This window comes from Paraburkholderia sp. Cy-641, assembly GCF_011752945.1.
Lineage (GTDB): Bacteria > Pseudomonadota > Gammaproteobacteria > Burkholderiales > Burkholderiaceae > Paraburkholderia.
In genome coordinates this window covers 41972-54466 of sequence record NZ_VWWM01000031.1, presented here as the reverse complement: position 1 = coordinate 54466, position 12495 = coordinate 41972, and the positions used below count along the sequence as shown (strand labels likewise).

Below are 12495 nucleotides of genomic sequence, written 5' to 3'. Positions count from 1 at the left end.
CATGGAAACACGCGCTGCGGCGCCCCGCCGGCTGATCGTCGCGATCACCGGCGCGACCGGCGCCATCTACGGCGTCCGGCTGCTCGAAACGCTGCGCCGGCTTGGCGGCGTCGAAAGCCATCTGCTGGTTTCAAGCGCGGGATGGCTCAACATCCAGCACGAACTCCAGTTGGGCAAGGAAGACGTGCATCCGCTCGCGGATGTCGTCCATTCGGTACGCGACATCGGCGCGAGCATCGCGTCGGGCTCGTTCGCGACCGACGGCATGATTGTCGCCCCCTGCTCGATGAAGACGCTCGCGAGCGTCGCGCACGGTTTCTCCGACAACCTCGTCACGCGCGCCGCCGACGTCACGCTGAAGGAACGCCGCCGGCTCGTGCTGCTCGTGCGCGAAACGCCGTTCAACCTCGCGCATCTGCGCAATATGACGGCCGTCACCGAAATGGGCGGCGTAATCTTTCCGCCGCTCCCCGCCTTTTATAACCAACCCGCTTCGATCGACGAGATGGTCGATCACACGGTCGCGCGCGTGCTCGATCTGTTCGCGCTCGGCCCGGCGCTGTCCCCCGCCTGGAAAGGGCTGCGCAACACGCAGGACTGACGCCCGGCACCGCGGCTCGCGGCACCGGCGTACGTGCCGCGCCCTCTGGCGGCTCTGGCAGCGACACGGGACGATTAACAACATCGGCGACACAATCAAATCCGCTTTGGCCCGTTTATCAAGCAGCCGTGCGGACTTATATTCGTGGTAATTCAATCTCCACGCCGCGACCGCAAGGCCGCGTTGTCGCCATGAACCGCTTACCTTCGCTTTTTCTGTCCCACGGTGCGCCTACGTTGCCGATCGATCCGTCGATGCCGTCCGCTGAATTCGGCGCGCTGAGCGCGCAACTGCCGCGTCCCGAGGCCGTGCTGATGCTGTCCGCCCATTGGGGCAGCGCCCAGCCGCTCGCGAGCATCGCGACGGCGCCCGAGACCATCCACGATTTCTACGGCTTTCCGCGCCAGTTGTACGAAATCCAGTACCCGGCGCCGGGCGCGCCCGACGTCGCGCGCAGCGCCGCCGCGCTGCTCGGTGCGAACGGTATCGCCGCCGACGTTCAGCCGCACGGCCTCGACCACGGCGCATGGGTACCGATGCTGCTTATGTTCCCGCATGCCGACGTGCCGATCGCGCAACTGTCGATCCAGCCGCATCTGAACGCGGAACATCATTTCCGCGTCGGCCGCGCGCTGCGGGCGCTGAAGGACGAAGGCGTGATGGTGATCGGCTCCGGCCAGATCACGCATAACTTGCGCGCCGCCGATTTTTCGGCGCGTCCGGAAGATGCCGATCCGCGCGTCGCCGAATTCACCGGCTGGTTCGAGGAGAAGCTCGCCGCACGCGACATCGACGCGCTGCTCGACTATCGCCGCCAGGCGCCGCACGCGGTGCTGATGCACCCGACCGACGAGCATCTGCTGCCCGTCTTCGCCGCACTCGGCGTCGCGGACGACGATTATTCGCTGGCGATCCAGTCGCTCGGCACTTACCAGCGCTCGCTGGCGATGACCAACTACGTGTTCGGCTCCGCCTGATCCGGCTTCGGCGCGCGCGGGCCCAACCGGCAACGGATCGCCAACACGCCCGCCGCCGCGCAGCGTCAACAAAAAAGCCCGCCTGAGCAACTCAGGCGGGCTTTGTTTCGTCCGGACCAGACCGACCGCGGTTGCGGTCCGGCAGCTCGGGAGCGCAGCGCTTAATGCGCGCCGATCCCTTCGAGCACTTCGTCGTGCTCTTCGCGCTCGTCGAGATACTCCGAGCGATAGCCGCTATTGACGCCCCAGTAGTAGAACGCCAGCGAGAAGGCGATCACGACCAGCATGTCCCAGCCGTACGGCAGGACGCCGAAGCCGCCGAACTCCTTGCTGCCGATCAGCGACAGAACCGCCATGACCGGCAGATACGCGACCAGCCACCATGCGGCCTTCAGATCGCGGCCCCAGCCCTCGAAGCCCGACTTCGCCTGGAAGTAGAAGTACACCGGCAGCGCGACGACCATCAGCAGGATGATTTCGCCGGTCAGCGGCCACTTCGCCCAGTACAGGATCAGCGAGGCGCAGACGAACGCGAACGGGGCGATCACCTTCATGCCCGCGATCTTCAGCGGACGCTCGAGATCGGTCGCGGCGCGGCGCAGCGCCATCAGGCTGATCGGGCCGGTCAGGTAGGAGATCACGGTCGCGACCGAGATCACCGCCGCGAGCGAGCTCCAGCCGCGGAAGAAGAACAGGAAGATGAACGACACGAACAGGTTGAACCACATCGCCGGACGCGGCACGCCATAGAACGGATGCACCTGGCCGAAGATCTTCGGCATCGTGTTGTTGCGCTCCATGGCGTAGATCATGCGCGTCGTGGTCGCCATATAGGTCGTACCGGTGCCGCTCGGGCTCACGAACGCATCGACGTACAGCAGGATCGCGAGCCAGTTCAGGTTCAGCGCGATCGCCAGTTCCGCGAACGGCGACGCGAAGCTGAAGTGGCTCCAGCCCTTCATCACGTCAGCCGGGTTCACCGAGCCAATGTAGGCGATCTGCAGCAGCACGTAGATCACGAGCGCGAGCAGGATCGAGCCGATCACCGCGAACGGCACGCTCTTCGCCGGATTGCGCGCTTCGCCGGCGAGGTTGATCGGACTCTGGAAGCCGTTGAACGCGAACACGATGCCGCTCGTCGCGACGGCGGTCAGCACCGCCGACCAGCCGTACGGCGCAAACGCGGTGGTCTGCCCGAAGTTCTCGGTGTGGACGCCGGTCAGCATCAGCCCGAGGATCGTGGCGCCGGGAATGATGAACTTGAAGATCGTGATCGCCGTATTGGCGCGCGCGAACAGCTTCACGCCCCAATAGTTCAGCAGGAAGTAGATGATCACGAGCCCGGCGGACAGCAGCAAGCCGTTCGTGGTCAACGATCCGTTGACGAACAGCGCATGAGCCCAGTCGTAGGGCCACGTGCTCATGTATTGAATGGACGCCTCGGCCTCGATCGGAATCACCGATACGATCGCGATCCAGTTGGCCCACGCGCTGATGAAACCGACCAGCGCCCCGTGCGAGTAGCGCGCGTAGCGCACCATCCCGCCAGATTCCGGAAACATCGCGCCGAGTTCCGCGTAGGTCAGCGCAATCGCAAGAATCACAACCGCCCCGATGATCCAGGCGCAGATAGCGGCCGGACCGGCAATCTTTGCGGCCTTCCACGCGCCAAACAGCCAGCCCGATCCGATAATCGAGCCCAAACCGGTCAGCATCAGTGCGAATGGCCCGATGTTCCGTTGTATAGAACTTTTCACGTCTTCTCCTAAATCAGAACCATGCCGGCACCGCGTGACATCGCTTGTGGCGCTGGGAACGGGTGACACGCATGAATGCGCGTCGAAAGAGGCAAATCAGGTGCAACCGACGCGCGGCGCGTAGTTTAACGGTTGCACCGTATTACTGCAGCGAAATCAAGGGTTCTCCCTAGCAAAAAGATGTCCAGATCCGCAAGCTTTGTAAGAAATTTACGACCAAGTCTGTCAAAGTATGGCCGAGAGTCTCACAGACTGTTGACCTTTTGGCGAAATCGCCGTATAAAGTTGGAGCAGGATTTCAAGTGGCGAGTGAAGTGGTTCTTTCGTAGGTCGCCCATCAACGGTACTCCGGTTGGTCCCATTACCCCTTCCTTGATTTTCATGCACCCCCGGGCTTCGGCCTTATTTACCATTTTTAGGAAAAAGTAATATGGAAACCGGTACCGTCAAGTGGTTCAATGACGCAAAGGGCTTTGGCTTCATCACGCCGGACGGCGGCGGCGAAGATCTGTTCGCGCATTTCTCGGAAATCCGCACGGAAGGCTTCAAGACGCTGCAAGAAAACCAGAAGGTGACGTTTGAAGTGAAGACGGGCCCGAAGGGCAAGCAAGCGGCTAACATCAAGCCGGTGTAAGCTCCGCGCTTCCTTCTGGACGCACCCCAAACCCCGCTTCGGCGGGGTTTTTTATTATCCGTCACAAATTGAATGCGCGGATTAACTTCGCAATCCGCTACGGTTTATTTGACGATTATTCGAGATTATCCAAACACGCGCCGGGCATGAATGCCGAGGCCGGTCGCCACACTCGCGAGCCGGTCGCCGAACACCGCTTTCGCATCCGGAAATGCCGCGGCCAGCGCGCCCGACAAAAACGCGAGGCCCGTCGAGCCGCCCGTGAAGTAGACCGCGTCGACATCGCGCGCCGCGACGCCTGCCGCCTGGACCGTATCGCGCGCCGCCTGCACGATGCGCCGCGTTTCGTCATCGCCGGCCTTGATGAGCTGCGCTTCGTCGAACGCGAGGCGCAGGTCGTCTTCCACTTCCTCGAGATCGATCACGGTCTCGCCGCCCGCCGCGACGCCGATTTTCGCCTCCTCCGCATGCGCGGCGAGCGCATGGCCAAAGCGCTGCTCGACGACGCGCATCAGCCGGTCGTGATGCCTTGCGTCGCTGAAAAGATGCCGCATCAGCGCCAGCTCGCTGACGCGCTTCGGTGTGTACACGGTGTTGATCAGATGCCAGGTCGCGAGATCGAAATAGATCCGGTTCGGAATTTCGCGGCCTTCCGGATCGAGCGACTGATAGCCGAGTTCGCGCAGGATCGTCGAGAGTTCGACGCGGCGGTCGAAGTCCGTGCCCGCGACGTGCACGCCGTGATGAGCCAGCACGTCGTCCTTGCGCTCGACGCGCTTCATCCGCTGCGGCCCGACGCGCACGAGCGAAAAGTCCGACGTACCGCCGCCGATGTCGGCCACGAGCACGAGCCCCTCTTCCGTCAGATGCGATTCGTAGTCGAACGCGGCGGCGATCGGCTCATACTGGAAATGAATCTCGCGCAAACCGACCGTGCGAGCTGCGGCTTCGAGCTGCTGCTGTGCCATCTGGTCGGCGCGCGGGTCGTCGTCGACGAAAAACACCGGACGGCCCAGCACCGCGCGGTCGATCGCCTCGCCGGCGCTCGTTTCGGCCGAGCGCTTCAGGTGATTCAGGAAAATCGCGATCACGTCCGTATATTTGATCGCGGAGCCGTCGCCGAGATCGGTCGAATTCTCGGCGAGCGGCGAGCCGAGAATGCTTTTCATCGAGCGCATCAGACGGCCATCGAAACCGTCGATGTAGGCCGCGAGCGCCGCGCGCCCGAATTCGCTGGTGTTTTCGTCGGTATTGAAAAAGACCGAGGTCGGCAGCGTTGTGTAGGCGCCCTCGACCGGCGCGAGCCTTAGCTGCACACCATCGGAAATCGCGACGGCCGAGTTGGAAGTACCGAAGTCAATCGCGCAATAGTTCATGGCAGGAATCGCCGCTCACGGCTGGCGCGGACAGAAAGGGGAGCGGCTTTGTATCACGAAAACTCGGCCAGTATCAACTGAGGTATCCGCGGTGGTCGGGACATCGCAAAACGCGAGCCGAACCAGAGCGAACGAAAGCGGGCAAAAACACACGGAACAGATATTGCTCCTTCGGGCAGGATACACCACCAGAATTCGCCATCACGGAGACTTCGAGCAATGAGCGCGCCGCCCACCGCCGCCATCGACGAGAAAAACGCCACGCTCATCGAGACCGATCTGCCCTCGCGGCTCGACCGCCTGCCGTGGGGCCGCTTTCATACGCTGATCGTCGTGGCGCTCGGCGTGACGTGGCTGCTCGACGGCCTTGAAGTGACGCTGGCCGGCGCGGTCGCGAGCGCGCTGAAAACGAGCCCGGCGCTGCGCTTCTCGAATGCCGACGTCGGCCTCGCCGGCAGCGCGTACATTGCCGGCGCGGTGCTCGGCGCGCTCGGCTTCGGCTGGCTGACCGACCGGCTCGGCCGCCGCAAGCTCTTTTTCATCACGCTCACGCTGTATCTGCCCGCGACCGCGGCCACCGCGCTGTCGTGGAATCTCGCGAGCTTCATGCTGTTTCGCTTCCTGACCGGTGCGGGCATCGGCGGCGAATACACGGCGATCAATTCGACGATCCAGGAATTCACGCCGGCGCGCGTGCGCGGCTGGACCGACCTCGGCATCAACGGCACGTTCTGGGTCGGCGCCGGACTCGGCGCGGCGGGCTCGCTGGTGCTGCTCGACCCGCACCTGCTGCCGGCCGATTGGGGCTGGCGCGCCTGCTTCTTCATCGGCGCGGTGCTCGCGCTCGTGATCCTGCCGATGCGCGTCTGGGCGCCCGAAAGTCCGCGCTGGCTACTCACGCACGGCGGCGAACGCGATGCGCGGGAGATCGTCGCCGGCATCGAGACGCGCTTTCGCAACGAAGGCCACACGCTCGCCGACGACAGCCTCACGCGGCTGCGGTTGCGTGTTCGCGGCCATACGCCATTGCGCGAGGTGTTCCATACGCTCTTTAACGTGCATCGACGTCGTGCGCTGGTCGGCCTCACGCTGATGACCGCGCAGGCGTTCTTCTACAACGCGATTTTTTTCACCTACGCGCTCGTGCTGACCGATTTCTATGGCGTGCCGGGCGGCCATATCGGCTGGTATCTGCTGCCGTTCGCGCTCGGCAATTTCCTCGGACCGATCGTGCTCGGCCGGCTCTTCGACGTGATCGGCCGGCGCAAGATGATCGCGACGACCTATGCGCTGTCGGCGATCCTGTTGACGCTCTCCGGTTACCTGTTCGAGCGGCAACTGCTCACCGTCGTCACGCAGACGGTCGCGTGGATGGTGATTTTCTTCTTCGCGTCGGCGGCCGCGAGTTCGGCGTATCTGACGGTGAGCGAATCGTTTCCGCTCGAAATCCGCGCGCTCGCGATCGCGGTGTTCTATGCGTTCGGCACGGCGCTCGGCGGCATTGTCGGGCCAGCGTTTTTCGGCCGGCTGATCGATACGCACCAGCGCGGCGAAGTGTTTTTCGGCTATCTGGTCGGCTCGGCGCTGATGCTGGCGGCGGCGATCGTCGCGGCGATCTGGGGAGTGGATGCGGAGCGTAAATCGCTCGAACAGGTGGCGGCGCCGCTGTCGAGTGTGGGGGACGATGGGGATCGGCATGGGTAGTCAACGGGACTCTCGACGACCCGACTCTTTCGCTCATGCCCGATATGTTCGCCACTCATGTTCACGACTCCGCGTCTACGCGCTGTAACGTCACGCGAGTTTTGACACTGTTTCACGAATAAGCAGGTGCCAGCGCCGAGTCATCTTGCGCGCCATGAGCGGCGCAGTGACATTGTGATCCCCGTCCACACAAGGCTTTTCAGCCACGAGGGTTGTGAACGACCACGCAAACAACGCATTCCTATGCGCTCACCACTCTATCCCGAAAAAAATATTCAAATCGCCCTTGGTAGCATGGTTCGGCACTTCTTTTGAGCTATAGACCTTTTCGGTCCGTATTGGGTGAAAGAGAAGATAAATTGAACAACGCGTACGGAGATTTTTGCATGGCCGATATTTTTTAAAGATTGGCGGCATGGCAGGCGAATCGCAGGATGTCATTCATAAAGGTGAAATCGAACTCATTAGCTGGCACTGGAAGATGGCCCAGTCATCTTCGATGGTCTCCGGCTCAGGTGGTGGCATGGGCAAAGCTACGATCAATGATCTGCAATTCGTTCACCAAATCGATCGCGCCAGCCCCAATCTGATGCGTTATTGTCTCACCGGCCGTCGTATCCCCGAAGCTACTCTGTCGGTACGAAAATCCGGAGGACAGCCGCTCGACTTTCTGACAATCACAATGGGGGATGTTCTTATTACAGCTGTTGAGCCGATTGTTTTCGATTACAACTACCACGAAAGTGTCACCCTTTCCTTCGCTCGCGTAAAGCAGGAATATACGATCCAGTCTCAGTCGGGCGGCAGTTCTGGTACCGTTACCGCCAGCTTTGATATCAGAGAGAATCGTGAACAATGAAAAGGTCTTATAACTACGTCGCACTGGCAATTGGCGGCGTCTTATTGATTATGGCGGCGCTTGTTGGTTTAAACACGATGGTTTTTTACCGAACCTCTGCTGTTGGTATAGCCAGAGTAGCCCGTCTGAATGCGGGTAACCATCACCCTCAAATAGAATTCGATGCCACCAATGGACAGCATTACCGCTTGCCTGCCAGTTCATGGCAGGCAGTAGAAATTGGCCAGAAATTAAGGATTCGCTATAGCGCTGATGCTCCCCGGGCATCTGTGGTAATCGACAGCATCATCGATATCTGGATATGGTTTTTCTTCTTGCTCTTTCTCGTGGCCATGTTTTTGATTGGTGGAGTAAGAGACTTGAGATTTGAGCGAGTAAGTATCAGATGAAGATATTGAGAAAAAGCGGTTGGACATTTGATACGAGTGCCGGCGGTGGAGCTGGCTACGGTATGTTTTCCACCGAAGGTGGAATATTTGTTCTCGATGATCTCGAAGGGAATAGACATCGATATTTTTTTAGTGCGTTCGGCCTCTCGCTTTCATGGGCGCTAACGTCACTTCTGCGTATTCCGAAACTGGCGCTCCCCAAGATTATTGTCAAAGGAGATGAATTGAGTGGATCGGCGGCTACGTCCAATTTCAAAAGCTATGGAAAACTTTTTCTAACCGAAAGCTTCAAAGGGGTGGATTTGAAGGACCCGCGGAGCCTCGAGGGTGGAACGGTATATCTGGAAGGGGCAGGAGGATATCTGCTGGGCGGCAACGGATCGTTAATGATGCTAGGGATCAGCCGAGCCTTGCTTTTGATGGGAGTCGCCAAACCAGATTTGATCGGCATGGCGATTCGAAGCGCTCCAGCAGCTTTGACAATGGCAGGCGTCAACGAAGGCCTACAGAATATGGCTGCCCTGGCATTCATGCCAGGGCAAATTACCTATTAGAGCCTTTACTCCGACTGACATCACTCCTGTACGCCCCGCATAACCCCACGAAAAAAACGCGCGAACAATGCCGCGCGTTTTTTATAGCCACTCACGGCAAGTGCCGCGAATCAGCCTCTCAAAAAGCCTTCTTCCACCCACCGCCATACGCGATGTCCGCGAACGGCGCACGCTGGCGCGCCGCCTTCTCGCGTTCGCGCAGCACCGGGTCCAGTTTCTCGACGTCACCATAATGGCCCAGCGAAATGACCGCGATCGGCTCGACGTCGCTCGGCAACTCGAAGGCCGTGCGGAATGCGTTCACGTCGAAACCGCTCATCTGATGCGCGGCCAGCCCGAGCGCATGAGCCTGCAACACCAGCGACATGGCCGCCGCGCCCGCATCGTATTGCGCGCAGCGATTCACCTCACCCTTGTTGGTGAGCGTGTGCGTGGTCACCACGATCAGCACCGGCACAGGCGCATTCCAGCCCTGGTTGAACGGCACCAGCGTGGCAAAAGCCTTCTTGAATGCAACTTCGTCGACGCTGCGATCGAAGACGAGAAAACGCCAAGGCTGCGCGTTGTACGAAGACGGCGCCCAGCGCGCCGCTTCGAGCACGGCGCGCAGCTGCTCGCGGCTCACCGGCTCGCTCGAATACGCGCGCGGGCTCCAGCGGCCTGCAATCAGCTCGTGAATGGCAACTTCAGTAGAGGCGGGTTTGTTGGTCATGCGCTTCTCTCGGTGGAAATCCATGATCGCCGGGCGGCTGCCCGGGGCCACATAGGATAACGGGCTTTCGGCACACGCTCCACCGGGCGGGACGGTCGTATGCGCGCTAGCCGCAAAAAGCGGACGGCCCCGTTGCGGGGCCATCCGCTGCTGCGTGTTTTACGACGCCATCACACTGGGCAAACAGCGTTAGACCGCCTGCGGCGTCGGCACCTTGGCTGGCCGGTTGATACGCAGCACGATCACCGCGGCGACGAGGCACAAGCCGCCCGAGATCATCGACGCCACAGTGTAGGTGCCGAGGCTCGCGCGCAGCATGCCTGCGCCGAGCGCCGCAAACGCAGCACCGAGCTGGTGGCCCGCCACCACCCAGCCAAACACGATCGGCGCCGATTCCTTGCCGTAGACGTCGGTGGCAAGACGCACGGTAGGCGGCACCGTGGCAATCCAGTCGAGGCCGTAGAACACCGCGAACAGCGGCAAGCCGAAGAAGTCGATACCGAACGCGTGCGGCAGATACATCAGCGACAAACCGCGCAGGCCGTAGTACCAGAACAGCAGCACGCGGCTATTGAAACGGTCCGACAGCCAGCCCGACAGCGTCGTGCCGAACAGATCGAACACGCCCATCGCAGCGAGCAGCGACGCGCCCTGCACCTCGGTCATGCCGTAGTCTCCGCACATCGCGATCAGATGGGTGCCGACATAGCCATTGGTGCTCGCGCCGCAAATAAAAAAGCTGAAGAACAGCAGCCAGAAATCGCGCGTCCGGCTCGCCGACGCGAGCGTGCCGAATGCGATCGCCAGCGGATTCTGCTTCGTGACGGTCTTGGCGAGCGGCGCATCGTGCGGCTCGCCGTACGGGCGCAGTTTCATGTCTTCCGGATGCTCGGGCAGCAGGAACGCGACGAGCGGAATCACGATGCCGGCCGCGAGCGCCACGACCCACACGACCTGGCGCCAGCCGTAGTGCTCGGCGATCGCCGCGAGCATCGGCAGGAACACGAGCTGGCCCGTGGCCGAACTGGCCGTCAGGATGCCCATCACGAGACCGCGGCGCGTCGTGAACCAGCGCGTCACGACGGTCGCCGACAACGATAGCGCCGCCACGCCGGTCGAGCCGCCGACCATCACGCCCCAGATCAGCACCATCTGCCACGGGTGCGCCATCAGCGACGACAGCGCCACGCCCGCCGCCATCGTGGCGAGCGCGGTCAGCAGCGTGGGACGCACGCCGAAGCGCTGCATCGCGGCCGCCGCGAACGGCCCCATCAGGCCGTACAGCGCAATGTTCACGGAGATCGCCAGCGAAATCGTCGCGCGGCTCCAGCCGAATTGGTGTTCGAGCGGCACCATCATCACGCTCGGCGTGGCGCGCGTGCCCGCCGCGGCGAGCAGCACCAGAAACACCACGGCGACGGTCAGCCACCCGTAGTGGAAACGCCCGCCTATCAGTCTCGCAGCCCAGTTCATCGGTTCTCCAGTCGACGCGCGCCGTGCAGCAGCGCCGCGCGTATCGTTACGGCTTCGGCAAAGGAACTTGTGACAGAGCGGTCACAATAGTGTTGCGATCTTAGTTACCGATCGGTAACATGTCAAGGCGTCAATTTCAGCAGGTATCCATCCATGTCCGATAGCGAAACTCCCAAGCCTTCTCCGGCACGGCGCGCGCGCGGCGTGCCGACGGCCGGGCCGCAGGCGCAGCGCAATCTGTTGCGCGCCGCGAGCGAACTGTTCTATCGCGAAGGCGTGCGCACGGTCGGCGTCGATGCGGTGGTCGAGCATGCCGGCGTGAACAAGATGAGTCTGTACCGGCAGTTTTCGTCGAAAGACGAACTCGTGATGGCGTATCTCGAACAGAAGGACGAGCAGTTCTTCGGCTACGTGGAAAAAAGCTTCGCCAAACATCCGGGCGAACCGGCAAAGCAGCTTCAGCAGTATTTCGACGATCTCTCGGTGCGCGCATCCGTCGAGAACTATCGCGGCTGTCCGTTCGTGAACGTCTCGGTGGAATTCGCAGATACCGGGCATCCGGCGCGGCAGTTCGTGTTCCGCAACAAGGAGCGTCTGATGGCGCGTCTGCTCGACCTGTCGACGGCGGCCGGCGCGGACGATCCGGCCGCGCTCGCGAATGCGCTCGGCTTGCTGATCGAGGGCGTGTATGCGGCGAGTCAGACGTACGGGCCAGGATGCGGACCGATTCTGGCCGCGCCGAAGGTTGCCGCGCAGTTGATCGCCGCAGCGTGCGGTGGGCCGCAAGCGCGTTGAGTTGGCGCCGATCCCCGCCGCTAAAATGGCGTTTTTACCCGCCTCGCTCATCCCATGCCGTTGCCCGCCGAATCTCACGACACCGTTATCGCCGCAACCCGCCACTGGCTGACCGAGGCCGTGATCGGGCTCAACCTGTGCCCATTCGCCAAAGCCGTGCATGTGAAAGGGCAGATTCGCTACGCGGTCAGCGACGCCGAAGACATGGAAGCGGTGCTGGCCGATCTCGAAGCCGAGCTTCAGGCACTCGTCGATGCCGATCCGAATGCCGTCGACACCACGCTGCTGATCCTGCCGCGCGCACTCGGCGATTTCCTCGACTTCAACGATGGCCTCTACTTCGCGGACCGGCTCATCAAACAGTTGCGACTCGAAGGGATCATCCAGATCGCGAGCTTTCATCCGTATTACCAGTTCGAAGACAGCGAGCCCGACGACATCGAGAATTACACGAACCGGGCGCCCTATCCGATCCTGCATCTGCTGCGCGAAGACAGCATCGATCGGGCCGTGGCAGCGTTCCCCGAGGCGGAAGAGATCTACGAGCGCAATCAGGACACGCTGCGGCGCATCGGTCTCTCGGGCTGGAATGCGTTGATGAAACGGTGAAGCGGTAAAGCGCGCCACGCTAACGGCTATTCACGCCGCGCGCCAAACCGCCTGC

13 protein-coding genes are annotated in these 12495 nt (G+C 61.7%); 9 read left to right on the top strand and 4 right to left on the bottom strand.

The genetic code is table 11. From position 1 onward, the window contains the following. Window position 1 precedes the first annotated feature (1 nt). Together F3J20_RS18565 and F3J20_RS18560 are read left to right on the top strand one after the other, a co-directional pair. A complete protein-coding gene (locus F3J20_RS18565; protein WP_167284151.1) occupies window positions 2-601 on the top strand; it encodes a UbiX family flavin prenyltransferase in 600 nt (199 codons plus the stop codon). A gap of 191 nt (window positions 602-792) precedes the next feature. Continuing rightward, complete coding sequence (locus F3J20_RS18560) at window positions 793-1578, top strand: class III extradiol ring-cleavage dioxygenase (RefSeq protein ID WP_167284150.1); 786 nt, start codon at window positions 793-795, stop codon at window positions 1576-1578. 161 nt (window positions 1579-1739) lie between these two features. Here the strand turns inward: F3J20_RS18560 and F3J20_RS18555 are convergent, their stop codons facing one another. Continuing rightward, window positions 1740-3335, bottom strand: coding sequence for an APC family permease (locus F3J20_RS18555; protein WP_167045703.1), 1596 nt, complete (start codon window positions 3333-3335; stop codon window positions 1740-1742). A 430-nt stretch (window positions 3336-3765) separates the two neighbouring features. On the opposite strand from F3J20_RS18555, the gene F3J20_RS18550 reads away from it, so the two are divergent. After that, window positions 3766-3969, top strand: a complete 204-nt coding sequence (locus F3J20_RS18550; protein ID WP_007180251.1) for a cold-shock protein — start codon at window positions 3766-3768, stop codon at window positions 3967-3969. A gap of 125 nt (window positions 3970-4094) precedes the next feature. Here F3J20_RS18550 and F3J20_RS18545 read toward each other — a convergent pair whose 3' ends face one another. After that, entirely contained in the window at window positions 4095-5345 is a 1251-nt protein-coding gene (locus F3J20_RS18545) for an Hsp70 family protein (protein ID WP_167045700.1), read from the bottom strand. A 219-nt stretch (window positions 5346-5564) separates the two neighbouring features. Here F3J20_RS18545 and F3J20_RS18540 point away from each other — a divergent pair, with 219 nt between their 5' ends. The 4 genes from F3J20_RS18540 to F3J20_RS18525 all read left to right on the top strand — a co-directional run bounded on the left by F3J20_RS18540 (window position 5565) and on the right by F3J20_RS18525 (window position 8851). Beyond that, entirely contained in the window at window positions 5565-7049 is a 1485-nt protein-coding gene (locus F3J20_RS18540; RefSeq protein ID WP_167284149.1) for an MFS transporter, read from the top strand. A gap of 382 nt (window positions 7050-7431) precedes the next feature. Next, complete coding sequence (locus F3J20_RS18535) at window positions 7432-7908, top strand: type VI secretion system tube protein Hcp (RefSeq protein ID WP_275691471.1); 477 nt, start codon at window positions 7432-7434, stop codon at window positions 7906-7908. After that, window positions 7905-8297, top strand: a complete 393-nt coding sequence (locus F3J20_RS18530) for a DUF3592 domain-containing protein (protein WP_167284147.1) — start codon at window positions 7905-7907, stop codon at window positions 8295-8297. The genes F3J20_RS18535 and F3J20_RS18530 overlap by 4 nt, the downstream gene beginning before the upstream one ends. Beyond that, entirely contained in the window at window positions 8294-8851 is a 558-nt protein-coding gene (locus tag F3J20_RS18525) for a hypothetical protein (RefSeq protein ID WP_167284146.1), read from the top strand. The genes F3J20_RS18530 and F3J20_RS18525 overlap by 4 nt, the downstream gene beginning before the upstream one ends. 118 nt (window positions 8852-8969) lie before the next feature. Here F3J20_RS18525 and F3J20_RS18520 read toward each other — a convergent pair whose 3' ends face one another. Both F3J20_RS18520 and F3J20_RS18515 read right to left on the bottom strand, forming a co-directional pair. Further along, window positions 8970-9563: a nitroreductase family protein gene (locus F3J20_RS18520; protein ID WP_205299333.1), complete on the bottom strand. Its 594-nt coding sequence runs from the start codon at window positions 9561-9563 to the stop codon at window positions 8970-8972. 189 nt (window positions 9564-9752) lie between these two features. Then, window positions 9753-11036, bottom strand: coding sequence for an MFS transporter (locus tag F3J20_RS18515; RefSeq protein WP_167045683.1), 1284 nt, complete (start codon window positions 11034-11036; stop codon window positions 9753-9755). 153 nt (window positions 11037-11189) lie between these two features. Between F3J20_RS18515 and F3J20_RS18510 the strand changes: the two genes are divergently transcribed. Next, window positions 11190-11831, top strand: a complete 642-nt coding sequence (locus tag F3J20_RS18510; RefSeq protein WP_167284144.1) for a TetR/AcrR family transcriptional regulator — start codon at window positions 11190-11192, stop codon at window positions 11829-11831. 54 nt (window positions 11832-11885) lie between these two features. Next, window positions 11886-12440, top strand: coding sequence for a DUF1415 domain-containing protein (locus tag F3J20_RS18505; protein WP_167284143.1), 555 nt, complete (start codon window positions 11886-11888; stop codon window positions 12438-12440). Window positions 12441-12495: the final 55 nt, after the last annotated feature.

Excerpts from the sequence above, each read along its gene's own strand:
- F3J20_RS18565 (WP_167284151.1), top strand. The coding sequence starts at position 2 with ATGGAAACACGCGCTGCGGCGCCCCGCCGGCTGATCGTCGCGATCACC.
- F3J20_RS18515 (WP_167045683.1), bottom strand. The coding sequence starts at position 11,036 with ATGAACTGGGCTGCGAGACTGATAGGCGGGCGTTTCCACTACGGGTGG.
- F3J20_RS18520 (WP_205299333.1), bottom strand. The coding sequence starts at position 9,563 with ATGACCAACAAACCCGCCTCTACTGAAGTTGCCATTCACGAGCTGATT.
- F3J20_RS18550 (WP_007180251.1), top strand. The coding sequence starts at position 3,766 with ATGGAAACCGGTACCGTCAAGTGGTTCAATGACGCAAAGGGCTTTGGC.
- F3J20_RS18530 (WP_167284147.1), top strand. The coding sequence starts at position 7,905 with ATGAAAAGGTCTTATAACTACGTCGCACTGGCAATTGGCGGCGTCTTA.
- F3J20_RS18510 (WP_167284144.1), top strand. The coding sequence starts at position 11,190 with ATGTCCGATAGCGAAACTCCCAAGCCTTCTCCGGCACGGCGCGCGCGC.
- F3J20_RS18525 (WP_167284146.1), top strand. The coding sequence starts at position 8,294 with ATGAAGATATTGAGAAAAAGCGGTTGGACATTTGATACGAGTGCCGGC.
- F3J20_RS18505 (WP_167284143.1), top strand. The coding sequence starts at position 11,886 with ATGCCGTTGCCCGCCGAATCTCACGACACCGTTATCGCCGCAACCCGC.
- F3J20_RS18560 (WP_167284150.1), top strand. The coding sequence starts at position 793 with ATGAACCGCTTACCTTCGCTTTTTCTGTCCCACGGTGCGCCTACGTTG.
- F3J20_RS18545 (WP_167045700.1), bottom strand. The coding sequence starts at position 5,345 with ATGAACTATTGCGCGATTGACTTCGGTACTTCCAACTCGGCCGTCGCG.
- F3J20_RS18540 (WP_167284149.1), top strand. The coding sequence starts at position 5,565 with ATGAGCGCGCCGCCCACCGCCGCCATCGACGAGAAAAACGCCACGCTC.